The sequence below is a fragment of the Paraburkholderia fungorum genome (assembly GCF_046027605.1).
GTDB lineage: Bacteria > Pseudomonadota > Gammaproteobacteria > Burkholderiales > Burkholderiaceae > Paraburkholderia > Paraburkholderia fungorum_F.
Genome location: NZ_JAQQEF010000011.1, coordinates 122,095 through 147,153, shown reverse-complemented (window position 1 = coordinate 147,153; position 25,059 = coordinate 122,095). Strand labels below are relative to the sequence as shown.

At 62.3% G+C, this 25,059-nt stretch carries 22 protein-coding genes; 6 read left to right on the top strand and 16 right to left on the bottom strand.

The annotated features are described in order from the left end of the window. Positions 1-53: 53 nt before the first annotated feature. From tssH to PQR53_RS19750, 8 genes are all read right to left on the bottom strand, one after another. Entirely contained in the window at positions 54-2,729 is a 2,676-nt protein-coding gene (gene tssH / locus PQR53_RS19785) for a type VI secretion system ATPase TssH (RefSeq protein WP_408457284.1), read from the bottom strand. A gap of 34 nt (positions 2,730-2,763) precedes the next feature. Continuing rightward, positions 2,764-3,858: a type VI secretion system baseplate subunit TssG gene (tssG, locus tag PQR53_RS19780; protein WP_408457281.1), complete on the bottom strand. Its 1,095-nt coding sequence runs from the start codon at positions 3,856-3,858 to the stop codon at positions 2,764-2,766. Further along, positions 3,822-5,660, bottom strand: coding sequence for a type VI secretion system baseplate subunit TssF (tssF, locus tag PQR53_RS19775; RefSeq protein WP_408457278.1), 1,839 nt, complete (start codon positions 5,658-5,660; stop codon positions 3,822-3,824). The genes tssG and tssF overlap by 37 nt, the downstream gene beginning before the upstream one ends. A gap of 128 nt (positions 5,661-5,788) precedes the next feature. Continuing rightward, entirely contained in the window at positions 5,789-6,268 is a 480-nt protein-coding gene (gene tssE, locus PQR53_RS19770; RefSeq protein WP_408457275.1) for a type VI secretion system baseplate subunit TssE, read from the bottom strand. Between the two features lie 83 nt (positions 6,269-6,351). After that, the gene (locus tag PQR53_RS19765) at positions 6,352-6,855 is read right to left on the bottom strand and encodes an Hcp family type VI secretion system effector (RefSeq protein WP_408457272.1); all 504 of its coding nucleotides are present in this window, start codon (positions 6,853-6,855) and stop codon (positions 6,352-6,354) included. 72 nt (positions 6,856-6,927) lie between these two features. Further along, positions 6,928-8,418: a type VI secretion system contractile sheath large subunit gene (tssC, locus tag PQR53_RS19760; protein WP_408457269.1), complete on the bottom strand. Its 1,491-nt coding sequence runs from the start codon at positions 8,416-8,418 to the stop codon at positions 6,928-6,930. Positions 8,419-8,436: 18 nt separating this feature from the next. Next, a complete protein-coding gene (tssB, locus tag PQR53_RS19755) occupies positions 8,437-8,985 on the bottom strand; it encodes a type VI secretion system contractile sheath small subunit (protein WP_408457266.1) in 549 nt (182 codons plus the stop codon). Between the two features lie 37 nt (positions 8,986-9,022). Beyond that, positions 9,023-9,706: a tetratricopeptide repeat protein gene (locus PQR53_RS19750; protein ID WP_408457263.1), complete on the bottom strand. Its 684-nt coding sequence runs from the start codon at positions 9,704-9,706 to the stop codon at positions 9,023-9,025. A 363-nt stretch (positions 9,707-10,069) separates the two neighbouring features. Between PQR53_RS19750 and tssJ the strand changes: the two genes are divergently transcribed. From tssJ to icmH, 3 genes are all read left to right on the top strand, one after another. Continuing rightward, on the top strand, positions 10,070-10,696 hold the full coding sequence (tssJ, locus tag PQR53_RS19745; RefSeq protein ID WP_408457260.1) for a type VI secretion system lipoprotein TssJ: 627 nt from the start codon (positions 10,070-10,072) through the stop codon (positions 10,694-10,696). Between the two features lie 108 nt (positions 10,697-10,804). Further along, positions 10,805-12,151 (top strand): type VI secretion system baseplate subunit TssK, encoded by a 1,347-nt coding sequence (gene tssK, locus PQR53_RS19740; RefSeq protein WP_408457257.1) that lies wholly within the window; start codon positions 10,805-10,807, stop codon positions 12,149-12,151. Continuing rightward, positions 12,148-12,927, top strand: a complete 780-nt coding sequence (gene icmH, locus PQR53_RS19735) for a type IVB secretion system protein IcmH/DotU (protein WP_408457254.1) — start codon at positions 12,148-12,150, stop codon at positions 12,925-12,927. Before tssK ends, icmH begins: the two co-directional genes overlap by 4 nt. A 122-nt stretch (positions 12,928-13,049) precedes the next feature. Here icmH and zwf read toward each other — a convergent pair whose 3' ends face one another. The 6 genes from zwf to PQR53_RS19705 form a co-directional block, all read right to left on the bottom strand. Continuing rightward, positions 13,050-14,531 carry a glucose-6-phosphate dehydrogenase gene (gene zwf, locus PQR53_RS19730; RefSeq protein ID WP_179737692.1) on the bottom strand — a complete coding sequence of 494 codons (1,482 nt, stop codon included), beginning with the start codon at positions 14,529-14,531 and terminating at the stop codon, positions 13,050-13,052. Between the two features lie 202 nt (positions 14,532-14,733). Further along, positions 14,734-15,723 (bottom strand): bifunctional Delta(1)-pyrroline-2-carboxylate/Delta(1)-piperideine-2-carboxylate reductase, encoded by a 990-nt coding sequence (gene lhpI, locus PQR53_RS19725; protein WP_408457250.1) that lies wholly within the window; start codon positions 15,721-15,723, stop codon positions 14,734-14,736. A 143-nt stretch (positions 15,724-15,866) separates the two neighbouring features. Further along, positions 15,867-16,976 carry a potassium channel family protein gene (locus PQR53_RS19720; RefSeq protein WP_408457247.1) on the bottom strand — a complete coding sequence of 370 codons (1,110 nt, stop codon included), beginning with the start codon at positions 16,974-16,976 and terminating at the stop codon, positions 15,867-15,869. Between the two features lie 90 nt (positions 16,977-17,066). After that, a complete protein-coding gene (locus PQR53_RS19715) occupies positions 17,067-17,333 on the bottom strand; it encodes a hypothetical protein (RefSeq protein WP_408457244.1) in 267 nt (88 codons plus the stop codon). 95 nt (positions 17,334-17,428) lie between these two features. Continuing rightward, positions 17,429-18,061, bottom strand: a complete 633-nt coding sequence (locus PQR53_RS19710; protein WP_408457241.1) for a cysteine peptidase family C39 domain-containing protein — start codon at positions 18,059-18,061, stop codon at positions 17,429-17,431. Between the two features lie 44 nt (positions 18,062-18,105). After that, on the bottom strand, positions 18,106-19,446 hold the full coding sequence (locus tag PQR53_RS19705) for an NAD(P)/FAD-dependent oxidoreductase (protein ID WP_408457238.1): 1,341 nt from the start codon (positions 19,444-19,446) through the stop codon (positions 18,106-18,108). Positions 19,447-19,769: 323 nt separating this feature from the next. Here PQR53_RS19705 and PQR53_RS19700 point away from each other — a divergent pair, with 323 nt between their 5' ends. The 3 genes from PQR53_RS19700 to PQR53_RS19690 all read left to right on the top strand — a co-directional run bounded on the left by PQR53_RS19700 (position 19,770) and on the right by PQR53_RS19690 (position 22,557). Beyond that, positions 19,770-20,024 carry a helix-turn-helix domain-containing protein gene (locus PQR53_RS19700; RefSeq protein WP_323045700.1) on the top strand — a complete coding sequence of 85 codons (255 nt, stop codon included), beginning with the start codon at positions 19,770-19,772 and terminating at the stop codon, positions 20,022-20,024. Positions 20,025-20,026: 2 nt separating this feature from the next. Beyond that, a complete protein-coding gene (locus tag PQR53_RS19695; RefSeq protein ID WP_408457236.1) occupies positions 20,027-21,367 on the top strand; it encodes a type II toxin-antitoxin system HipA family toxin in 1,341 nt (446 codons plus the stop codon). A gap of 335 nt (positions 21,368-21,702) precedes the next feature. After that, positions 21,703-22,557, top strand: a complete 855-nt coding sequence (locus tag PQR53_RS19690; protein WP_408457234.1) for a helix-turn-helix domain-containing protein — start codon at positions 21,703-21,705, stop codon at positions 22,555-22,557. 104 nt (positions 22,558-22,661) lie between these two features. Here PQR53_RS19690 and PQR53_RS19685 read toward each other — a convergent pair whose 3' ends face one another. Beyond that, positions 22,662-24,521 carry an ATP-binding response regulator gene (locus PQR53_RS19685; protein ID WP_408457231.1) on the bottom strand — a complete coding sequence of 620 codons (1,860 nt, stop codon included), beginning with the start codon at positions 24,519-24,521 and terminating at the stop codon, positions 22,662-22,664. Next, on the bottom strand, positions 24,491-25,036 hold the full coding sequence (locus tag PQR53_RS19680) for a putative pterin-binding protein (RefSeq protein WP_408457228.1): 546 nt from the start codon (positions 25,034-25,036) through the stop codon (positions 24,491-24,493). The genes PQR53_RS19685 and PQR53_RS19680 overlap by 31 nt, the downstream gene beginning before the upstream one ends. Between the last annotated feature and the right edge of the window lie 23 nt (positions 25,037-25,059).

Sequence of the window (25,059 nt, the reverse complement as noted above, 5' to 3'; positions counted from 1 at the left end):
GTATCCGGTACTTCGGCATTTAAAAAATTCGGCGGCAGCAGGCACATACCTCGTCACGCCACCGTGTATTCGAACTCACCCGCTTCGCTCGCCCGCACAGAGATGCGTTCGATCGCGGTGCCGTTCGCAATGCGCTCGAGCACCTGCTGCGCGACTTCAGGCAATAGCGTGCCGTTCAGAATGTGATCGACATTGCGAGCACCGGAATCCACTTCGGTGCAGCGCGCGAGCACCGCATCGACGAGCGATTCTTCCCACTCGAAAACCGCCTTGTGATTCGACTCGATGCGGCGGCGAATCCGCTCCAGTTTCAGGTCGATGATTTCGGCGAGCACCTCGTCGGAGATCGGGTAGTACGGCACCACTTTCATGCGGCCGAGAAATGCCGGTTTGAATGCCTTGTATAGTTGCGGGCGCAAGGTCTCCGCGAGTTCGTCCGCATCCGGCAGTTCTTCGGCGTTCTTATTCAGGCAGGATTGCATCACCGCCTGCGAGCCGACGTTGGAAGTCAGAATGATCAGCGTGTTGCGGAAATCGATCTCGCGCCCTTCGGCGTCGTCCATCGTGCCCTTGTCGAACACCTGGAAGAACATTTCCAGCACATCAGGGTGCGCCTTTTCAACTTCGTCGAGCAGCACCACGGAGTAGGGATTGCGGCGCACGGCTTCGGTCAACACGCCACCTTCGCCGTAACCGACATAGCCCGGCGGCGAACCCTTCAGGCCGGACACGCTGTGCGCTTCCTGGTACTCGCTCATGTTGATCGTGACCATCTTGCGTTCGCCGCCGTACAGCACGTCGGCAAGCGCCAGCGCGGTTTCGGTCTTGCCGACGCCCGACGGTCCGACGAACATGAACACGCCGCGGGGTTTGTTCGGGTCTTCGAGATTCGCGCTGGCGGTGCGCACGCGTTGCGCGATCGCATCGAGTGCATGGTCTTGCCCTATCACGCGCGCCGCCAGCAGGGGTTGCAGATTCAGCACGGTCTGGATTTCGTCCTTGATCATGCGGCCGAGCGGAATGCCGGTCCATGAAGCGACGATTTCGGCGACCACGTGGCCATCGACCTGCAAGGGAACCATTGGCTGGCCGCCTTGCAATGCGTGCAGTTCCGCAACACGCGTGGTAAGCGTTTCGCGCGCCTGCTGCGCCTTGCCGGCCTGCTCGGCGTCCGCGCTGCTCACGCGCGCCGCATCGATCTCGGCACGCAAGCCGATGATTTCCGTCACCAGGGCGCGCTCCTTGTCGTAGCGCGCTTCGTCGACGGCCAGATCTTTCACGTCTTCTTCGCGCAGGCCGCGCAGTTCCGCGAGCCGCTCGTCGTGCAGCGCACCGCTCGCCACCTCGCGTTCCAGCGCGGCGATTTCAGCGTCGATACGTTCGAGCCGCTTCTTCGTGTCGTCGATCGCGGCCGGTGTCGAGCTATGCGCGAGCGCAACTTTCGCGCAGGCGGTGTCGAGCACGCTGATCGCTTTGTCCGGCAGTTGACGCCCACTGATGTAGCGATGCGACAGACGCACCGCTTCGGTGATTGCATCGTCCAGCACGCGGACGTTGAAGTGCTGTTCCATCAACGCGGCCATGCCGCGCAACATCGCCGCCGCGAGCGTCTCGCCCGGCTCTTCGATCTTCACGACCTGGAAACGCCGCGCCAAGGCCGCGTCTTTCTCGAAGTACTTCTTGTATTCGCTCCACGTGGTCGCCGCGATGGTGCGCAGTTCGCCGCGCGCCAAGGCCGGCTTCAGCAGATTCGCCGCGTCGTTCTGCCCGGCCTGGCCGCCCGCGCCGATGATCGTATGCGCTTCGTCGATGAACAGAATGATCGGATGCGGACTCTTCTTCACCTCGTCGATCACGTTTTTCAGGCGATTCTCGAATTCGCCTTTGACGCTCGCGCCTGCTTGCAATAGCCCCATATCGAGCACATGCAATGCGACGCCTTTCAGCGGCGTCGGCACGTCGTCGGCCGCAATGCGCAATGCGAGGCCTTCGACCACAGCCGTTTTTCCGACGCCCGCCTCGCCCGTCATGATCGGATTGTTCTGCCGGCGACGCATCAGGATGTCGATGGTCTGGCGAATCTCGCCTTCGCGGCCGATCACCGGATCGATCTTGCCTTCACGCGCACGCTGCGTGAGATTGCTGGTGTACGTATCCAGTGCGGGGGTTTTCGACGGTGCGCCGGGTGTTGAATCTGCCGCCGGTGCATCGCCGGTGCTTTCCGCCGCGCCTTCTTCCGCATTGCTACGCTCGACTTCACGCGACCCCGCGGTCAATTCGTCGAACTTGTGTTTCAGATCCGTCACGCGCACTTCGCGCAGCAACGGCGACATGCGCTCGGCGAACTGCGCGAGCTCCGGCGCCGTCAGCAACGCGAGCAGCAAATGCCCCGAACGGATCCGTCCAATCTGCGAATCGAGCGATGCAATCAGCCACGCCTGTTCAAGGAGGTCAATCAGATGCATCGAGAACACCGGCGTGCGCGTATTGCCGGTCTTCAGACGCCGCAATTCGCGCTCGATATCCGCGCGCAAAGCATGCGCGTCGATCCTGCTCGCGCGCAGCACCACGGTGACATCGCTCGCCGCTTCATCCAGCAGCGCCAGCAACAGATGCTCGAGGTCGACCTCATAGTGACCGCGCGCGAGACAGTTGTTCGCCGCGAGCAAAGCCGCCTGCCGGCAAGTCGGATTCAGTTTGGCGATCAGGGTATTGAGGGACGTGCTCATGTCGTGCGATCCGGGTCCTGGTCTATCGTTATGGTCAGTGAATCACGTGCAATTCGTAGCGGGCGTCCGCGCGGTCATGGTCGGCTTCCCTGGTGCATAGAAATGCGTCCCAGCCGAGGCGCGCGCCGCCGCTCAGCATGCTGGGCCCCACTTCCTTGCGGCGCAGCACCAGTGCGACCTCGTATTCGAGCGTCACCCCGGCGAGCAACGTCAACATGCGTTCGAGCGCCACGGCGTGGTCGGCGCCGGGTAGAAACGCTTCGTAGTCGGCCTTGTCGAGCGGGCCGATCACGAGCCGCGCGCGCATGTCGCGCTGCCAGACCCGCTCGCCGGCCAGCGCGGTCGCGCCGAGCGTCGCGTTGACACCACCGAGCACGGTCAATTGATCGCGCGGCACGTCGTACCATTTGCCGACGAACTGATCGACGCGCACCCGCACCTTGAAGTACTCAGACAGCGTGCGCTGCAAGTAGGCCGCCGAAACCGGCCGGTGCCGCGCGGCCAATGCATAACCAGCGATTGCTTCGTCGAATAGCGCGCCGTCGCCGCTTTGCAGACTGTTGCGGGTGTCGTCATCGGCTACTCCCGCCAACGCGAGCAACAGCGGCAGATAACGTTCGTCGCGATCCAGTTCGTAATGAAACGGCAGCCTGTATTTCTTCCATGCCGCGTAAAACAGAGCGGTCGCGCGATTCGAAAACACGTCGAAGAATTCGCGCGCGGCCCTATCGCGCTGGATCTGCTCGCGCGCGACGATCTGCTCGGTGTAATGCAATGGCAATGCGCCCTGGCCGCCGAGTAAACCGAAGAACGCCGGCGTGATATCGACCTTATGAAGCGACCCCGCTTCGAGCGCGGCGGTGCGTTGTGGCTTCTCTTTCAGCGCCGCGCCTTCCTCGTCGTAGGACTGCGCGCTGTGAATTTCGCTAGGGGGAAACGACATCGACAACGAATTGCGAAAGGCAATCCGCTGCGCGACGATTTCGCCGGGACGTCCGTTACTCGACGGCGCTTGCTGCGCGAACCACTTCTCGAGAATCCGCACCGCCTGAAAAAATTCGAAGCGATGCGGTTCGTCGAGAAGCTGCTCGACTACGCCAGGATCGACTCGCCGCTGCGCGGTTTGCATCGCAGAATCTCCTCGCCGGTGCGCTTCGACACGACGACCAGTTGCACAAAGCTGTTCAGATGCACGTACAGCCCGAAAAACGTGTCGATCACCCGCACGAACGACGCGAGACTCGTGCCGACAAAATGCTCTTCGTCGATCGTCAAACGAATCTCGATGCCGCGCACGAAGGTCGCGAACGGTTTGCCCGGCAGCCATTGCACCGCTGCGCGCTGCTCGATGCCGACCAGGCCGTCGATATGCCGCGCCGACACCGCCGTGCGCCGCAAATCGTAAAGCACCAGCATTTCCTTGAGCGCCGACAGTCCGCTATTGGCGAGCGACACATGATTCAACGCCAGATGCGATATCAACCGCCAGTGCGAGGCGCGTCCGCGCTCGAAACGCACGCTCGGGGTCGGCCGGCGCAGCATCGTAATGTTGCCGGTCAACGAGCCGCCTTCCAGAAATAGATCGCCGCCTTCGAGACCCACGGCGAGGCCCGCCGGCAAATCGCGATTGGTACAGGTCAGATCGAGACTCAGCGTATCGGTTTGCGGCGCGGCCGGTTCGAAGTCGATATCGACGATCGAGATTTCGGTCTCGTAACCCGGGCTTTTCTGCGCGACCCAATCGTTACGCCGCGCGAACCAGTAGTGCCCGGCACGTGCCGCTTCGCCGTGATGCAGCGAATAGAATGGCCGGAATTCGATCACCGATTCTTCATGCGCCTGTTGCCGGACGAGCTTGACCGAGTCGATCGAATAGACCTCGTAGGCGAACGCGCGGCGCGCTTCGGCGACCACTGGATACGAAATCGCCTGATGGCTGATGCGGATCGGCTCGCCGTGCTGTTCGAACAGATTCACCACCGGCGTGCAGAACAACCGGAAATGATGCGCGGACAACGAATCCAGCAGACGTGCGACGTGCGAATCGCTGCGTACTTCCTTCAGCACGACATGCAACGTCAGGCGCTGGCAGCGACCGCTTGCGCGCGTCATTGCCACCAGATCGAAATCGGTGAAGTTGAATTTTTCGGGGAACGCGAAGTACTCCGTCAACAACCGGTACGCCGGATGCGATTTGGCCGGATAGTCGATTAGCGCATCGTCTTCGTCGAATCCGGCTTGCACGACTGGCGATTCACGCAATGGCTTCCACACGCCGCAACGATCGGCTTCCACATAAGAGGCCATTGCGTTGACGAACAGGCAATCCGCCAAAGCCGCGATAAACGATTGCTCGCCGTGCAGGTGCGCGCGCAATGTGCCGAGTTTCAAGGCGGAGAGATCGAGCTGCGCGGCCGTCGATTCGAACGTGATCGACACGATCGCCGTCGCGTTGCCCGGCAGGACGGTCGCGCTCGGCGCCATCGCCACCGACGTGTACTTCGCCTCCGAGATCCGGATCGGCGCCAGCGTCACCTCGTAGGCGGTGCGAAAACGGCATTGCACGCCGCGAATCGCCCGCGACTTGAGTTCGGTGCTGCGCTCGATCAGCACCGGTTCGGTCAGGTGACTGAACGCGGCCGAGGTGCCCAACTGCGCGATCGAGCACGACGGAAAAGGCCGCAGATAGTGCGGATACAACACTTCCAGCAGCGCTTCGGTGAATTCGGGGTAATCGTCATCGAGCTTTTTGTTGATGCGCGCGCCCAACAGCGCGAACGATTCGATCATCCGCTCGACGTGCGGATCTTCGCAGTGCTCGCCGGACATTGCCAGGCGCGCCGCGATCTTCGGATAGCGTTCGGCAAAATCGCGCGAATAGCGCCGCAGAAATGCTAATTCGCGCTCGTAATACGGCAGCAATTCTTCCATCGATCTATCCCCGGACCTGTTCCTTCTCCGCCCAATCTATCGCCCCCGTTGCGCGTTGAGGGTGGCGGCAAAGCGGTACTCGAAATACTGAAACGCAGTTACTAAAAACCAGCCGTCAAAATCAGTTACTAAAGCTTTGCGCGTGCGCGCGTCACCGAGTATTGCAGCGTGGAAGGCTGCAGCATCGCATCGAAACTCACCGGTTCTTCCGCCGGATGCACGACCAGCAGCGCCTGAATCGCAAAGTTCAGCGCGTTGGTGGATTGTTCGCTCAATTCGAGCGTGACCGCCACCTGCTGTAAGCGCGGCTCATGCCGTGCAATTGCCTGTTGAATCGATTTGCAGATGAACGTGCGGTCGTAGTGACTCGCGAGGCTCAGGCCCGCAAAATCGTTCAGCCCGTACGTGAGCACCGAGCGCTGACATTCCGGCAGCGCAGCGAGTTCGTGCTCGGTCAGTGCGATCCGGGTGTTCAGGATCGCCTCGACATCGCGCGCGACGGTGGCCTTCAACTCGTCCAACGACAACTGCCGCATCGCCGGAGAAGCCGGCAGATGCGGTTCGTCGTCGAACAGCTTGTCGAGAAAGCTGGGTTCGAAGCGTTTCATCAGCGTCCGAAGAAGCAGTTCGACGCGAGTTGCGCGCGGCGTGCGCCAGCCTTGTCAGGCCGCGCGCCGCGTGCGCCCCGGCATCAGACCGCGTACGTCTTGTCGTTCTTCGTCAGGCTCCACGCGCCTTGCGCGTTGCCGCCCTGGTTGCCGCCAATCTTCTGCTGCGTGTACTTCCACTGCACGGCAGCGTACTTCAGCGAGAATTGTTCCGTCGGCAGGCCTTCGCCCACCACGCTCGGCGTGGCGCTCGAGATGATCACGTACTTGAGCTTCACTTCCAGGTACTTGATGCGATTGCCTTCGCCGTCCGAACGCATGAAGTCGATCGTCACCTCGTCGAACGTCGTGCCGCCCGATGCGTGTTGATAAAGCAGCGGACTGACCACGTCGATGTCTTTCGTGAACTGCATGTCGGCGTGCTCGCAACGCTCGGCCGTGTGACCACCCGCCGTTGAAGCCGTTGCCGAACGCGGTTGCGTGATCGAGTGACTCCACGAATCGATTTCGATCCAGCCAGCATGATCTTTATCGGCGGACTCGCCCTTGATCGCCGGATTGCCGAATTTTAAATAGATATCCTTCATAACTCATCGACTCCCCAAAGAGGTGGTTTTAACAGTCGACCCGTACGGCCAGCACGGGTCTTCTGACTTCGTTTATGAATTTGCCGGTTTCGGCAGGTCAGCGACAAGCCGCAAAGAGATCGACAGCTCGTCCAGTTGAAAGTGCGGGCGCAGGAAAGCGACCGAGCGATACGAACCGGGCTTGCCCGGAATCTCCGAGACCTGTATCGATGCCTCGCGCAGCGGGAACTGCGCTTTCTGCTCCTGGGTCGCGTTGTCGTCCAGCAGCACGTACTGCGAGATCCAGCGATTCAGGAATACTTCGACGTTCTGTGCCGATGCGAAACTGCCGATCTTGTCGCGCATCATCGCCTTCAGATAGTGCGCCACGCGCGACACCGAGAAGATGTACTGCAGTTGCGCGGACAATACGGCGTTCGCATTCGCGCTATCAGTGCTGTATTTCTTGGGCTTCTGGACCGATTGCGCGGCGAAAAACGCCGCGTAATCCGAGTTCTTGCAGTGCACGAGCGGAATGAAACCGAGGTCGCTCAGTTCCTTTTCTCGACGATCGGTAATCGCGATTTCGGTCGGGCATTTCAGCGCGACTTCGCCGTCGTCGGTCTTGAACGTGTGAGTGGGCAGATCTTCCACCAGACCGCCGCCTTCCACGCCGCGAATCGCCGCGCACCAGCCGAAGTCGTCGAACGCGGCCGTCAGGCGAGCCGCGAAGGCCCACGCTGCGTTACACCACAGGTATTTGCTGTGATCGGTGCCGTCCACGTCTTCAACAAAGTTGAAGCCTTCCGCCGTGGCGCCGTCTTTCGGATTGAACGGCAGGCGGCCGAGAAAACGCGGCAACGTCAGGCCGACATAACGCGAGTCTTCGGAGTCGCGAAACGACTTCCACTTCGCGTATTCGACGGTATCGAACACCTTGCCGAGATCGCGCGGCTTACCGAGATCGGCAAACGTTTCGAGACCCATCAGTTCAGGTGACGCCGATGCGATGAACGGTGCATGCGCCGCGGCCGCGACGTGCGCCATCTGTTCGATGAAGTACACGTCTTCAGGCTGACGCGTCACCTCGAAGTCGCCAATGATCGTGCCGAACGGCGCGCCACCGAAAGTGCCGAACTCTTCTTCATAAACCTTCTTGAAGAGTGCGCTTTGATCGAATTCGATCGCGTTCTTGAAGTCGCGCACGAGGTCGCGCTTGGGCGCGTGCAACGCCTTGATCTTGACCGTCGAGCCGGTATTGCTTTCCTTGCACAGATAGTCCAGACCGCGCCACGTGCTTTCCATGCGCTGGAATTGCGGCGCGTGCATCACCGCGCTCAGTTGCGCGGAGATCAGGCGGTCGAGTTCCGCGACGCGTGCGTCGATGGTGGCCGACAGGTTGTCGGAGACCACCACGGTGCCGTCGAGCACCTGGTGTACGAGTTCGCCGATCAGGTCTTTCGCGCGCGCGTGTTCGGACTCTGATTTGGCCACGCGGCTTTTCTCGACGATTTCGTCGAGCAACGTGGATTCCGTGCCGCTCTGCGCGGTGGCGAGTTGGGCTGCTGCCGTTTGCTGGTTCATCTCACACCCCGTACGTACTTATTCGCCCTGCTTGTCGTGATCCAGCGCGCCGGCGTGCTGGTCTGCTGCGTTGCCCTGGTCTTTCGCCAGCGTCTGCAATTGCTGCGTGTTGTTGAGCACTTCGCTCAGCAGATCTTCGAGTTTGTCGTTGCCGGCCAGCTTGTTGCGCAGGTCGGCCAGTTTCGAACGCGCTTCGAGCAGACGGCGCAGCGGCTCGATCTGCGCGACCACTTCGTCCGGATTGAAATCGGCCATCGACTTGAAGCGCAGGTCGACGGCGAATTTGCCACCGGCCTCGCTCAGGCGGTTTTCCACCTGAAACGCCGCGCGCGGCTCGATCGCTTTCATCACGTCGTCGAAATTATCGCGGTCGATGTTGACGAACTTGCGATCGCGCAGCTTCGGCTGCTCGACTTCGGACTGCCCTGCCAGATCGGCAACCACACCGACGACGAACGGCAGTTCCTTCACCTCGATCGCATCGCCGCGCTCCACTTCGTACGTGAGTTGAACGCGGGGCGGCCGCACTTTTTGCAAGCGTTTTTGAATACTTTCTTTCTTCGCCATCGTCGGCTCCCGGATGCAGATGAATCAGGCGTGTGGATCAGCGCAGCGCGCTGAACGGATCGGACGCGCCGCCGCTTTGCGCGGCTTTGGCGGGTGCTGGCGCTGCAGGCGCAGCCGGTGTGGCGGGCGCCGCCGGAGCGGCCGGCGTGGCGGCGCTGGTGGTGACATCCGGCGTATCCGCGGCCTTGCCCTTGGCGACGTGGCGAACGATGCGTTTCTTCTTCACCGCGGGCTTGTCGTTCGGATCGGGCGGGAACAACGTGGCTTCGCCGAGCGTGTCGCGCAACTGCTTGGCGAGCGCCTGCGCGTCCGACTTCGCGTCGCCCGCGAGCGACGCATCCTGGCGCAATTCGCCAAGCGATTGCGTGGCCACGCGCAGGCCTGCTACAGCCAGCACGCTCTTTGCCTGGCGATCGGTCTGGTCGCGCTGCAGGGCTTCCTGCGCGGCGACGATGGCCTGACCGTAATGCCCCTGCGTGAACTGGATCTGCGCAATGCGCGACCACGGTTCTTCACGTGTTGGATCGGATTTTGACAATTGCTGATAAAGCGCAATGGCGCGATCCTGATCGCCACCCTTCGCGACAGTGTCCGCGTCCGCGAGTTGCTTATTAAAAGCCTCCGGTGTGGCCGCTGTGTTGTTGCCCTGTGTCGCGCAACCGGCAATCACGCCGCATGCCAACACAACCCCAGATAGTTTTACTAAAAGACGCTCATTCATCGTTTTTCACCGACGTGCGATTTTTTTAATTCAGGGAGAAACCCGAGTTTTGCTTTGCTTCAACTGCGCGGGTATAGTACAGGCCAAATTTCGATAATTCAACTTTCGTGTGAAGAAGCATTGCACAAAAAAAATGCATCAGGTTCATTTAAACGAAACATGCAGAAATTGTTTCCTGATTCAATTGCCGCAATCTAGAGAACGGCAAAAATTTCCGCATACCAGACAGCAGAAAGGGTTGCGCCGGACAGCAATGCGCTTTGCATAAAGCGGCATTACGCGGCATAGCGTTGCTGCAAATTGGCCGGATTGATTTCGTTATTGATGTTTTGACTGGGGACGGCGCCAGGCCGGTCGATGTATATGAATTCGCGTCTTGTTCGCCATGCATCGCTATTGATTTCCAGCGCCGCGGCGTGCGCGCTGCTGGGCGGCTGCGCGGCCGCTGTGCCGGCGCTGGGAGCCGCTGCCAGCGCGGTTTTGCAGGCGAGCGGCATCGGCAAGCCGGACGTACCGGACGCGCAAAAGCCGCCGCGTAATGTCGGCCTCACGTTGTACGCGGCGCCCAATCTGAATGCCGCCAATGACAAACGCCCATTGGCACTGGTCGTGCGGCTTTATGTGCTGAAAGACCCCACTTCATTCCAGCAGGCGCCATTCGACGCCTTCACCGATCCGGCCAAAGAAAAGACCATACTGGGCGGCGATCTGCTCGGCGTGCGCGAAGTTACGCTGATTCCCGGTCAACGTTACATCGTCACCGAAAAAGTCTCGCGTGAAGCTCAGGCATTCGGTATCGTCGCGCTATTCCGCGATCCGGCCATGCAGCGTTGGAAATTCGCTTTCGACCCGGCGAAGTCGGAGAAATCCGGCATAATGATCGGCCTGCATAACTGTGCAATGACGGTGACCAACGGCACTGTGATCCCACCTGAACAGGGATTGCCCGCCCAACCGCTGAATATGCTTTCGTCGGTAAGTTGCGGTTAAAGATGCCGGCAAAATACGATTTAACATTTTTTAGAGAATTAACAATTCGGCGTTCGAATCGGTTATCTCCGGCCTCGTCACACGCTGAACGCATATAACAGGTTTGAGATGAGTTATTCCGCAAAAGTGCTCTGGGGGGAAGGCCTGTTTCTGAGGCCGCAGCATTTTCAGCGTCAGGACGCCTATCATGAGGCGCGCCTGTTCGAATCGATCCAGGCGATTCAGCCGTACAACTGGGGCCTGCGTTCGGCACGTCTGGACCGCGACGCACTCGGCAGCAATGTGCTGCGCGTGAGCGAGCTCTCGCTGGTGTTTCCCGATGGCGCGCTCTATTCCGCGCCACAAGCCGACGACCTGCCGCCGCCGATCGCGCTCGACACGCTGCCCGACGGCATCAACGAATTCACGTTTTATCTTGCACTGCATCCGCTGCGCGAAACCGGCGCGAACTACTCGCAAGACAGCAACGCGGGTTTCGTGTCGCGTTACGTCAGCGAACAAACGCCAGTGGCCGATCATTTCACGGACGCCGCCGAAGCCGACATCACGTTTCTCAAGACCCGCGTCAAACTGATTGCGCACAGCGAACCGCGCGACCAGTTGCTGTCGGTGCCGCTCGTGCGCGTGCGCCGCACCGCCACGTCGGGTTTTGAAATCGACGACACATTCGTGCCGCCCTGCCTCGCGATCGACGCGTCCCCGATCCTGCATCAACGGCTGCGTCAACTGATCGACGCGCTGCAGGCGAAGGTCAACGCGCTGTACGGCTTTCACCGCGAGCCGACCAAGAACATCATCGAGTTCCGTTCCGGCGACATCGCGTCGTTCTGGCTGCTGCATACGGCGAGCGCCGCGTTTGCGTCGCTCGCGCATCTGTACCAGCATTCGGCGCTGCATCCGGAACGTCTGTTCCAGGAGTTGCTGCGTCTGGCCGGGCAGTTAATGACGTTCTCGAAGGGCTATGCGCTGTCCGATCTGCCGGCTTACCGGCACGACGATCCGGGCCCGGGCTTCGCGCGCCTTGACACGATCCTGCGCGATCTGCTCGAAACCGTGATCTCCACGCGATACTTCGCGATCGCGCTCGAAGAAGTGCGTCCGTCGTTCCATGCGGGCCGCCTCGACTCGGGCAAGATCGACGACAAGACCCTGTTCTACATTGCCGTCTCCGCGGACATGCCGACCGCTGAACTCGTCGAAGCCGTGCCCGCCCGCTTCAAGGTCGGCGCGCCGGACGACGTCGACAAGCTGGTGCTCTCGGCCATGCCGGGCGTGCGGCTCGTCTATACGCCGCAAGTGCCGCCCGCCATTCCGGTGCGGCCGGGCGCGTGCTACTTCTCTTTCGAATCGCGCGGCGCATTGTATGACCGCATGTTGCAGGCTCAATCGGCCATGATCTACGCGCCGTCGGGCATCAACGATCTTCAACTCGAACTGATCGCCGTCACATCATGAGCTACGCGCCCTCCCTGTTTGGCGGCAGCACGCCTGCCGCGACGCCCGCCCCCATGACCGAGCCGAGCTACCAGGTGCGCTCGCTGCTCGATCTGCTGTACGACGGCTTCTTCATGCTGTTCTTGTTGAAGAACGGCCGCGAGCCCGGCGACTCGCACGAATTCAGCCAGCGCATCCAGCAGTTTCTCGGCGACTTCGAGCGCGGAGCAAAAAAGCTCAATGCGTCGGCGGAAGACGTCTACGCGTCCAAGTTTGCGTTCTGCGCCGCCATCGACGAATCGGTGTTGTCGTCGACATTCAGGATTCGCACTGAATGGGAACGCCGGCCGCTGCAACTGGTGCTGTTCGGCGAACAACTGGCGGGCGAGAAGTTCTTCCAGTATCTCGAGGAATGCCGCGCGCAAGGCGCCGCGCGTTTGCAGTCGCTCGAAGTGTTCCACATGTGCCTGCTGCTCGGCTTCCAGGGCAAATATCTGCTCGAAGGACCGGAGAAGCTCGCCTATCTGACCGCGCGAATCGGCGACGAAATCGCGCATATGAAAGGCAAGCGCGCCCCGTTCGCGCCGCATTGGCCGTTGCCCGATCAGGTCGCGCACCGGCTCAAGCGCGAGGTGCCGTTGTGGTCGATCGGGGCGGTATTCGCGCTGGTGGGACTGCTGGCTTATCTTGGCCTGAACACCTATTTGCGCGATCAGACGTTGCGCACGCTCGCACCGTATTCGCAGGTGGTCAAGCTTGGCCCGCAATCGGCCACGTTGACGATCTCACTGCCGTAAATCAGAACGGCAAGCCCATAATGAAAAAGGCGGCCCGCGAAAACGGGCCGCCTTTTTTTGTGCGAGATGTGCGAGACGAACGCTTCGAAACGTCGACGTAGCGCCGACGCTCGACTACCCGCTTACTGCGATTCCTCCGCCCACACCGCGTTTTCACGCGCCATCAGCGCCGTCGACGCAGCCGGTCCAAATGTGCCTGCCGTATAAGCACGCGGCTTGTCGCCCGACTTGCTCCAGCCTTCGAGAATCGGTTCGGCCCATGCCCATGCGGCTTCGAGTTCGTCGCGACGCATGAAGTGCGTGAGGCGTCCGCGAATCACGTCGATCAGCAAACGCTCATACGCTTCCGCGCGCCGCTCGGTGAAGGCCTGCTGCAAGTCCAGGTTCAGATTCACCGGCAGCATGTGCATGCCACTGCCCGGTTCTTTCGCGAGCATTTGCAACTGGATCGACTCTTCCGGCTGCAACTGGATCACCAGACGGTTGCCGTAATTGCGCCCACCGCTCGGAATGATCGAGAACGGCAATTCGGAAAACTCGATCACGATTTCCGATACCTTCTTCTGCATCCGCTTGCCGGTGCGCAGATAAAACGGCACGTTGGCCCAGCGCCAGTTGTTGATATGCGCGCGCAACGCGACGAAAGTCTCGGCGCGGCTGCCGGCCGGTACGTTGTCTTCCTCGAGGTAGCCCTTCACCGGCTCGCCGTTTACCGCGCCGGCCGTGTACTGGCCGCGCACGGTATCGCGCGCGATATCCTCGGGCGTCATGGGGCGCAGCGAGCGCAGCACCTTGAGCTTCTCGTCGCGCACCGCATCCGGATCGAGCGACACCGGCGGCTCCATGGCGACGATGCACAGCAGCTGCAGCAAGTGGTTCTGCACCATGTCACGCAGCGCGCCGGTTTTATCGTAGAAGCCGGCCCGGCTGCCCACCCCGACCTCTTCGGCCACGGTGATCTGCACGCTCTTGATATACGGCGCCTGCCATAGCGGGCCGAAAATCGCGTTGCCAAAGCGCAGCACCATCAGGTTCTGCACCGTTTCCTTGCCGAGGTAGTGGTCGATCCTGTAGATCTGCGCTTCGCTGAAATGCTTGCCGACCGCCGTGTTGATCTCCTGCGCGGACGCCAGATCGTGACCCAGCGGTTTCTCGAGCACGACACGCGAATTCTCGTCGACCAGACCGGCCGCCGACAGGTTGTCGCAAATGTTAGTGAACAGATCCGGTGAGGTCGCGAGATAGAACACGCGGCGCACGCCGTCGCGCGACGCTTCTTTCAGACGGTGGTAATCCTCGACCGAATCGACGTCCATGCGCACGTACTCGAACAACGCCAGGAATTTGTCCCAGGCGGCGGCATCGAACGCCTTCTTTTCGATGAAGGGTTTCGCCTTCGCTTCCATGAATTCGTTGATGTACTCCTCACGCGACCACGGTTTGCGGCCGATCGTGAGAATGCGGGTGTCCGGCGGCAGATTGCAGTGCAGATGCGCCATGTAGAGCGCGGGCAGCAGCTTGCGGAACGACAGATCGCCGGTGCCGCCGAAGATGATCATGTCGAGCGGCAATTTGGGAGTGGCAGAAGCGTGTTGGGTCGTCATAGCGCGGTCGCAGCGTCGTGATAGGCGTCAGGTCAAAAGACAAGGAGCAAAAAACGCCGGCGGGCCGGCACTTTTTTCTGGCAAACGCCTATGGTGCAACGTTTTGAGATTGTTTGCACGGCAACATGTGCCGCAGGTTGGCGCAAGATGCCAACCCGGACCTAAGAATCCCGCCGCGCCAGGCGACGCAAACGGTCCACGATCAGCCTCCCCGCAACGCTTCGCGCGCGACGCGGCAGGCCGCCAGATCCCATGCCGCGCATCCGACGCTTTTAAAAACGATCGGCTTTCCCGGCGGCAACGAAGCGGTTTTTTCGACCACTGCGGCAATTCCGCCGACCTGCGTCCAATCGACGCCCGCCTGGATGAAATCACCGGCTTCATGCCGCGCGCCGGCTTCGTCGTCGACGAATAGCGCGCTGCCTGCGATCGTGCGCGCGCCGATCTCGACCATGGCCGGCGTGAACGCACCGACGCCGATCACGAGCCGGTCCGGGCGCGCCGCTTCGTTGTAGACGGCCTGCTTGCTGGTGGTCAGCGCGATCACCACGTCGATCGAATCGGGAATGTTCGCGTCAGGGTCGGCCAGCGGCTGCAGTTCGCGCACCTTGCCACCCTGCGCGCCACCGGTGCCCGGTGTTCCTTGTGTGCCATCGGCACGATGCGCGGCGCAAAACGCTTCGGCCCGTGCGGGCGCACTGCCCTTCACCCACACGCGCGCGTCGGGGAACAGTTCGCCGATCGCTTCCAGATGATTCACCGCCTGCGTGCCGGTGCCGATCAGCAGGAATTCACGCGGCGTGGCCGGCGCGAACGTGTGTATGCCGAGCATCGACATCGCCGCCGTGCGACGCCCGGTTACCGTCGGGCCGTCGAGGATGAAGAGCGTCTCGCCGGTGTCGGCGTCGAACGCCATCACCTGGCCGTGGATCGTTGGGATGCCGCGCGGCTTGTTGCTCGCGCACACGTTGACCAGTTTGTGGATCGCGAGATCGGGCGCGGTGGCCGGCATCGACAGCATGATGCCGCCCTCGTTGAGCGGCACGACGAGTCGCTCGGGACTCACGATGCGTTGCTGCGCGTAGTCGATGCTCGCGCGCTTTAACGCGTCGACGAGCGTTGCATACGGGATCAGCCGCGCGGTAGCGGCGGCGTCGAAAATCTGTGTGAGCGGGCGAGACGAACGGGTCATAAGCGGGATTTTCCTGTCCTTTCGAAATGATGCATTTAAGTCAGCACACCAGAAAACCATCAGTCGACGGATCGCGTTCATCGACGATCCTGCTTGCAAAAACCGTGCACATGCGCGGCGCTGTCGTTCATCGGTTCCGTCAGTTAAGCGCCGGACGCGTCACTCGCGTGACGCGACGACTGGATCACCATCAACAGATCGCCCGGCTCGATCGGACACGGCTCGTCTTCGTAGAACGACAGCATCTTTCCCGCGCGTATCAGCCCGACGACCACCGCGCCCGGCAGCGCATTGCTCCAGCGGCCCACTTCGAGCGCCGTCGCCGGACGCTCCACCAGATTGACGCGGCCGCGCGCCGACAGCAGATCGTTGACGAACGGCACGATGTAGTTGCTGTCCACCGCGTCGGCGAGCAACAGGCCGCCGATCTTGGTCGATGAAACGATCACGTCCGCGCCGGCCTGACGCAACTGGCGCTGGTAGGTTTGCTCCTGGATCCGCACGACGATTTTCGTGTCCGGCGCGACACTGCGCACGGTCAACGTCAGCAGGATCGCGATGGCGTCGTCGCTGACGGCGATGATGACCGCGCGGGCGAGGCGCGCCTGCGCCTGCTGCAGCAGATCCTCGCGCGATGGATCGCCGAGCAGGCCCGCGACGCCCAGGGCCGTGGCCGCTTCGAGCGCCTCCTGCCGCGAATCGATGACGACGATCGACTCCGCGGTGAAGCCGCTTTCCAGCAGCTCGCGCACCGCGACCGAACCGCTCAAGCCGTAGCCGCACACCACGACGTGATCGCGCAGTTGTTTTTGCAGGCGTTTCATGCGGAATTCCTCGATGACGCGTTGAATGACGAACTGATAGGCGGTGCCGAGAAACACGAACCAGATCACGATCCGGATCGGCACGATGAAGAAGGCGTCGATGAGTCGCGCCCGGGCGGTAACCGGCACGATGTCGCCATAGCCGACGGTGGCGACGGTGACCATCGTGAAGTACATCAGGTCGACGATGCCGAGCACCTTGCGATTGGCGTCGCGCAGACCGTCGCGGTCGAGATAGAGCACGGCGAAGGCGAGCACGCAGAGACCGAGCACGAGATAGATACGCTGCAGCAGCATGCGCTGCGGCGACGCCGTGGGGCGCGTGAACAGCGTGCGGGCGCGCGGCGCCTGCCAGGGGGTGCGCGCCCGGCGCGGCAGGCGAAAGCGTGGCGGGCGTGGCTGCGGTGCTGGGTGGGGCTGATCAGACACGCGGCGGCTCCAGGAATCGAGAACAAGCGATTCTACGACGCCTCGTGCGCCGTGGGGCCGGATCGGGAGCAGGCGGCCGCGCCGCCGCCTTCACTGCGGAGCGGGTTGGGCTTTGGCGTCGCCTTTCTTGCCGCCCTTGAACATCGCGCGGCACGGCGGGCTGAGTTCGTCGACGTGCTGCTTCATGCAGGCGGTGATTTTTTCCTTGTTCGGAATCTCAGCGGAGCAGAAATGCATGGCGTCGCCGCGACAGGCCTTGGCCTGATCATCTTCGGAGGCCGCGTTCGCCGCGGTCGCTGCGCTCAGCGCTGCAACGCTGACGACAAGGCTGGAGGCAAGGACGTGGATTCGATTCATGACGGGGTCCGCTATCGCAAAGGTCGGTGACATCCTGTTCAGCAGAAAACGGGCCCGATCATTGCGCTCGCCATCCGGCGTGCCGACCGCCGCGGCTAGCGCGCGATGCGGGTAAGCGTCATGCCACGCCCTGCGTAGAAACGCGCCATGGTTGCGAGCGGCAAATACACATCCGCCTGGTGAGGCGCGATACCCGACGGGTTATGAAACCATACGCCCTCGCGATCGCGGCCGTGCAGCAGGATCAGATGCCCACCCTGGCGCTGGTTCGGCCGCTCCGGATAGCGGATCTCGGGGCTCACGGAGACGATCACCAGCGTGTCGCCGTCGATGCGCATGGCGATCTCTTCGAGCGCCGCCTGAGGCAGTACCTCGACCTGAATGCCGAATGCGCTGCCGATCCAATCCGCGAACGGCCGATAGATCAAGCCGTCGACGCCACCGTCGTCGCGCAACCGGTACACGCCGTGCCGCAATGCTTCATCCAGCAGCGCGGCGCGCGGCGCATGTTCGATGCGCCAGTAGTCGAGCGCGGATTCGAGGCAGGTCAGACCGCACAGGCGTTTGCCCCAGAAGCGGTAACGCTCCGGGTCGGCGAAACCGCTGCGTTGCCAGGCTGGGTCGTCGCACGGGTCGCCCTGTTGTTCGACGATGTGGCGCACCCATTCGGGGCTGCCCCATTGCGTGTAGTACGGCACGTCGGTGTGGCGTAGCGTCGGTGGGTTCATGAGTCGAGCGGAGTGGGTGGAAGAGGTTTTTACCGCATGGGTTTTCACAGCATGCTGCGCGGACGTTGCATCGTCCCGTCGAAGAAACGCTGCAAGCGGAACGCCGACAGATCGAGCGAAGCTTTGCCGCCGTCGTTCATCTCGGCGAGCAGTTTGCCGACGATCGGTCCCATCGCGAAACCGTGTCCGCAAAAACCGGTGGCAATGGTCAGGCCGCTGACTTGCGGTGGCGCGTCGATCACCGGAATACCGTCGGGCAATACGTCGATCAGACCGGCCCACGACTCCACCACCTGGGCGTTCTTCAACGCGGGAAATAGCGTGCGCAGTTTTTTCAAAGCGCGCGGTGCATGGCTCACGTTCGGCTGTGGATGCGGATCGCGCGGATGCAGTACGCGTTCGTTCTCTGGCACCCCGCCTGGCAGGCGCTCCCGCAGATCGTTCAGACACGCGCCGTTCAGATGGAAACTGAACTTCTCGCGCTGGCTCCACAGTTCGGGCAGGAACCACTTGAGCGCGCGGAAATGGCCGAGCGTCATATCGACGTCGACTTGCATGTCGTCAGCGAGATTGATCGCGCCATTCGCGCGTTGCCGCACGCCGAGGCCGTGGCCCCAGAAGGTGGACGCGGTGACGCGCGGCAGCGGATTGGTGCGCATGCAGGTGCCGCGCACCGCTTGCTGCGGCAGTTCGAGCCCGAGCGTTTTGAGCAGACGCCAGCTGCTGGCGCCGGCCGCGCAGATGAAGCGCGACGTCCGGATCGTGCCGCGCTCGCTCACCACGCCGGCAATCGCGCCGCCTGCGCGTTCGACACCGATCACGCCGCAGCCTTCGAAAAACAGCGCGCCGGTTTCGGCTGCCCGCGCCGCGAAAGCGGCGGCGGCGCGGCGTGGTTCGGCCTGGCCGTCGCTCGGGGTGTAGAGGCCGCCAAGGACCGAGCCTTGCATGCCGGTGACGATCGTGTCGATCTGCTTGCGATCGAGCGTGCGCGTATCGAGCCCGTGTTGGCGCGCCACGTCCATCCATTGCTGGAACGAGGTCCAGTCCGGTTCGGCGGTCGCCACATAGAGGCAACCGCCCTGACGCCATTCGAGATCGAAATTCAGCTCGCTTTCGAGTGCTTTCCACAAGCGGATGCCGGCCATCATCAGCGGCACTTCGGCGGCTTCACGGCCCTGCTGGCGCACGAAGCCCCACGCCCGCGACGACTGCTGCCCGGCAATGCGCGACTTATCGAGCACCGCCACCGAGAGGCCGCGCCGCGCGAGATAGTAGGCGGCCGCGCAGCCCATGATGCCCGCGCCGGCGATCACCACGTCGGCGTGTTTTGGGAACGGTTGGTCGGCAAGAGTGAAGCTCGCGTGCAGCGGGTAAGTCGTGGTCATCGGGCTGGCGGGTTTTAAGTGTGGGCGTAATCTTCGCAGGCAGCCCGGTCGTCCGCAATGGCGTAATGCGCCTGTTTTGCCGTTTGCCGTTTGCCGTTTGCCGTTTGCCGTTTGCCGTTTGCCGTTTGCCGTTTGCCGTTTGGCGTTTGCCGTTTGCCGTTTGCCGTGGCAGACAGGAAACAGGAAAGCGCAAATTATTTGCCAAACGAATATTTGTATTTTATTCGCCAGACAGATATTTGTCGAATATGCGTCACACGAATATTTGACAAATACCTGCGAGACGCATAAAGTGCATTTATTCGTCTCGCGGATAATCTGTCATGATCCACCTCGTCGCCACGCCAGACCAGATGGCCCAGCTGCTCGCCGCCGGCCGGCGCCAGGCCGGCCTTACCCAGGCCGAAGCCGCCGCGCGCATCGGCATCAGCCAGAGCCGTATCTCGGCGCTGGAAACCGACGCCACCGCCCTCACCCTCACACAACTGCTGGCGCTATGCGGCGCCTACGGCCTGCAACTGCAGGTTCGCGACAAAAACCAGCCGGTGCCTGAGCCGGCGCCTCTGATCGAGTGGTAAGCATGGGCCGCCAAACGCATTCGCGGGCGCTTTCGGTGTGGGCCAACGGCGAGCGTGTCGGCGTCTGGCGCCTTCCCACCCGCGGCCCCATGGAGTTCGCCTACGACCCCGCCTGGGTCGTCTCCTCCGCGGGCCGGCCACTTTCGCTCTCGCTGCCGTTCGCGCCGAGCAACGCGGCGCACAAAGGACCGCGGGTGCTCAACTACTTCGACAACCTGCTACCCGACAGCGAGGCGATCAGAAAGCGCATCGCCCAGCGCTACCAGACCGACACCCTCGACGCGTTCGACCTGCTGCAAGCCATCGGCCGCGATTGCGTGGGCGCCGTTCAATTGCTGGCCGTCGACGACGCGCCGGCCGGTGTCGAACGGATCGAAGGTACGCCGCTCTCCGACAGCGAGATCGAAACCATGCTGGCGCGCACCGTCAGCAACCCCGCCGCCGGCGCATCCGATGAAGCGGACGATTTCCGCATCTCGCTCGCCGGCGCGCAGGAGAAAACCGCCCTGCTGTGGCATGACGGCAAGTGGCAACGTCCGCATGGCGCCACGCCCACCACGCATATTTTCAAGTTGCCGCTGGGGCTCGTCGGCAACAAGCTCGCCGACCTCAGCACCTCGGTCGAAAACGAATGGCTGTGTCTGCGCATCCTGCGCGCCTATGGCCTGCCGGTGGCTAACACCGAGATCCTGACGTTCGGCAAGCAGCGGGTGCTAAGCGTCGAGCGCTTCGACCGGCAATTGCATTCGAGCGGGCACTGGCTGCTGCGCCTGCCGCAGGAAGACTTCTGCCAGGTGTACGGCGTGCCGTCGCATCGCAAGTATGAAAACGAAGGCGGTCCGGGCGTGCTGGACCTCGCGCGGATTCTTCAGCAATCGGTCTCGGCGCAACAGGACATCGAAACGCTGCTGGCAAGCCAGATCCTGTTCTGGATGCTGGCCGCGCCGGACGGCCACGCCAAGAATTTCAGCATTCGCCTGCTGGCGGGCGGCCAGTACCGCCTAACGCCGCTTTACGACGTGATGTCGATCTGGCCGGTGGAAGGCAGTGGGCCGAACCAGTGGTCGTGGTACAAGGCGAGGCTCGCCATGGCAATGTGGTCGCGCAGCAAACACGACGCCTTTCGCGACGTGCAGCGGCGCCACTTCAACACCATGGCGCTGAGGTGCTCGTACGGCGCGAACGCCGAGCCGTTGATCCAGCGGCTGATCGACCAGACGCCCGAGGTCATCGCGCGGGTCTCGTCCGAATTGCCCGAGCGGTTTCCGGGCAAGGTCGCCGAGCGGATCTTCAAAGGTCTGAAAAGCTCGGCGGCCAGGCTCGACAAGATGTCAGCCACATAAGGTAGTCAGCCACATAAGGTAGTCAGCCGCATAAGGCAGGCAGCCACATAAGGCAGCATGAGACGCTGAATAATTCTCTGCCGATGCGGTACGGTTTCATCGGTAAAATGCAATTCATGCCAAATGCATAAAAATCGCCGAGTCCGTCCGCTCGCGCCGCGCACTGAAAGACCCGATCACGGTCATACAAAAACACAAATCGCGATACTTTTTACGGTACATTTGCTGTCCCCTGCGTCGCCGCGTCAACGCCCATTCAATGGGCATGGCCGGACCGCGCGTGCGGTATCGCACTCTCCACAGCCACCCTTCAAGAAGGCGGATCTTCACGCAGTATGACTAACGAAACACACTCACCTGACTCCATCGCAGTGGCCGAGCGCGTGCGCGAGTTGATGAGCCGGCATGGCATCGGCAAACGCCAGCAAACCACGGAGCTGTGCCGCATCCTCGATCTGAGTTTTTCGCAGGGACACCGCAAGTTGCGCGGCAACAGCCCGTGGACCCTCTCGCAGATCAAGAAGGTGGCCGAGGTGTTCGGCGAACCTGCCGCTCAGCTATTCGGCGCGCAGTCGCTCGATCCGGGCATGGTCGGCGCGATCGCCCAGGAAGCGGTGTTCAGCATCGGCGCGATCGAGCTGGCCTGCACGGCATGGGTCGGCGCCGCGCTCGAACCGGGCAGCCGCCCGGAATTCGTCGCGTACTCGAAGCTCGGCCAGTGGCGCGTGGCGCGTCACGACGGCACGCTTTACCAAAGCGCGTACGAGGTCCACAAGATCGAGATCTATCCGCGCCGCGCTGAAACCGACAAGCCGACCATTGCCGTGGTCGACGACGACCAGGCGTCGGCCGACAACCTGCGCGACTATCTCGAACGCAGCGGTTTCGCGGCTGTGGCGATCTACGGCCTCGCGGCGTTCGCCGAACAACTGCAAACCCAGGTCTTCGACGGCATCGTGATCGACTGGCTGTTCGGCTCGCAAACCTCGGCGGCGGCGATCGGCGCCGTGCGGGCATCGGAGAATCCGGACGCGCCGATTTTCGTGCTGACCGGCGAACTGCTGACGGGCAAGGCCAGCGAATCGGAGATCAGCCAGGTGATCCGCAATTACGACGTCGCGTGCTATGAAAAGCCCGCGCGCATGGCGATTCTGGTCGCCGATCTGTCCAAGCGCCTCAACCGGCCCTGAGGCGAGGCAAGCGTCTGAAGGTGTGTGCTCAGGTTGAGCCCTCCTCCATCCGCGGCCCCCGGTCGTCGCGTCACGCTTCATCACACGCCGCATCACGCCTTGCATCACGCCGTGTGCCGCACAGCCAAAGCACGCTGCAACGCGCTGCGCAGTTCCTCGTAATGGACTGGCTTTAACAAGGTTTCAAAAAACGGCTGCAAGCCGGCTTCAGCCGCGCCCCCATCCGCACGGCCCGCGCTATGCGCCTGCGGCGCGTACGCGCTCACCACGATCACCGGCACACCCGACGACGGTCCCCCACGTGCCGCGAAATCCGCGAGGAACGTATAACCGTCGCGATCCGGCATATGCAGATCGAGCAACACCACGTCACAGCGATGCGCGTCGAGCCACGCGAGCGCTTCGTCGGCGCTCGAGACAGCATGCGCGTCGAAATCCATGTGCGCGATCATTTCACCGAGCGACTCGCGAACCAGGCGGTTGTCGTCGACGATCAGCACGCACGGGCGCGCGCCGCCCGGTTCGGCATGGGCCGCCACGCCGGGCGGCTCGGTTGCCGCGACCGGCGTGACCGGGATCGTCACCGTAAAGGTGGTGCCCTCGCCCACCGTGCTCGCCACCTCGACGGTGCCACCGAACAGCCGGACCAGTCCCTGCACGATCGTGAGCCCCATCCCCGCGCCCTCGAAGCGGCGCGTACGTGACGCGTCCAGTTGCGTGAACTCCTGAAAGATCAGCGGAATCTGCGCATGCGGCACGCCCGGCCCCGTATCGCTGACAACGAAGATCAACAGCGCCGGCCGCTGCCTGAGTTGTACGCGCACCGTGCCGGCTTCGGTATAACGGATCGCGTTGGTGACCAGGTTGTTGATGATCTGGCGAATCCGGTGTGGATCGGAATCGACGAGCCCGCTCACGCCGCTTGCCTCGCTTTCCAGCGTAAGCCCGCGCGCCTCGGCTGACATTGCATGTTCGTCGACGATCGACGCCAGCAGTTCGCGCGCCTCGAAATGCTCGTGCCGCAACTCGAGCTTGCCGGCCCCGAGCCGCGCGTAGTCGGTCAGGTCTTTCATCTGGGCTTCCAGATGCCGCCCGGCGGTTTCGAGCCGCTGGATCACCTTGCGGTCCGCCTCGGAGTGATAGTTGAAGCCCAGCAATTCGATCGACGACACGATCGCGTGCAACGGCGTGCGCAATTCGTGGCTGATCATGCCGAGGAACGCGTCCTTCGCGAGGCTCGCCTCGCGCGCCGCGCGGCTCGCCTGGTGTTCGGCTTCGAGCGCCGCGTGCTGCTGATGCATCAGGCGCGTGCGGCGCCGGCCGTTGAACACCAGCAGCGTGGTCGCGGCCGCCGACAGTAACAGCAGCAACAGGCCGCCCGCGAACAGCATGCGGCGCTTGTCGATGAAATCGCGGCTCATCGCCTCACGGTCGGCCACGTCGGCGAAACGGCGGGTCAACGCGAGATCGTTGACCTCGTTCCAATGTTGACGCAACTCCGCGACGATCCGATTGGCGCGGCTGCGGTTCTTCGGCAAGGCGTCGACCTCGGGCTGAATTTCGTCCAGCAGATGATCGAGCGCCTGGATTTCGTCCAGCTGCCGTTGCAGCAAAGCGATCTGCGTGGTCAAGCGGCGTGTCGAACCGGCCATCACATGCAGCTTCGATTGCAGCAACTGGTAGCGCAGCATGAGCCGCTGATAGTCGTCGTCCACGCCGGACTGATACAGCAGCAGCTGATTCTCGAAACGCGCGTAGGCGATCTGCAGCTGCGCGGCGTCCCAATAGAAACCGTCGTATGAACCGGTCAGTTGTTCGGTGGCGCGCGGGTTGAGCAGGTTCGCGTACAACAGATAGCCGATTGCGCCGGCCGGCGCCGCGAGCGCGGTCAGCCAGATCAGCACATAGAGAACACGACGCCAGGGGCGGCGCGTTATTTGACGATGAGTGCCTTGATCTGCCATACGAATTTCGAATCGCCCAACGCGCCCGTGAGTTCATCGGGGAACGCGTCGCGCGGATAGATAAGAAACAGCGGCCCGAAGTCGCTGATCTTCAGGCGCCGGCCGTTCATGCTGTACGCAACGACCACGCCGTAGCGATCGCAGTCCGACACCGGAATGGTGTACGTATAGTCGTCGAGCGTATGGATCTCGACTGCGCTGCCGGATGCGCCGACTGTCTTCAGGATATCCGCGAGCAGCGGTCCTGTGAAGGTGGAACGCGGGGTCCAGGTGGTGGCGGTCGTAATCGAATGGACCGGCAGCGCGAGCAGTTGTGCCTCGGTGAAGTGATATGACCGGTGCGCCGCGTCGTTGGTCTTGCTGATTTTGCCCGTCACATCGAGCGATAAGGGCAACGAGTCTGCCTGCGCCTGGGCCTGCATGCTCCACGCGGCGAGCGCGAGGATCAGCCCCAGTCCCCACCATGTGGCCTTCCCGCCGGTCCAGCCATCCACCGCTGTGCTCACCTTGCTCATCTGCCTGGTTTTTTCCATCGTTT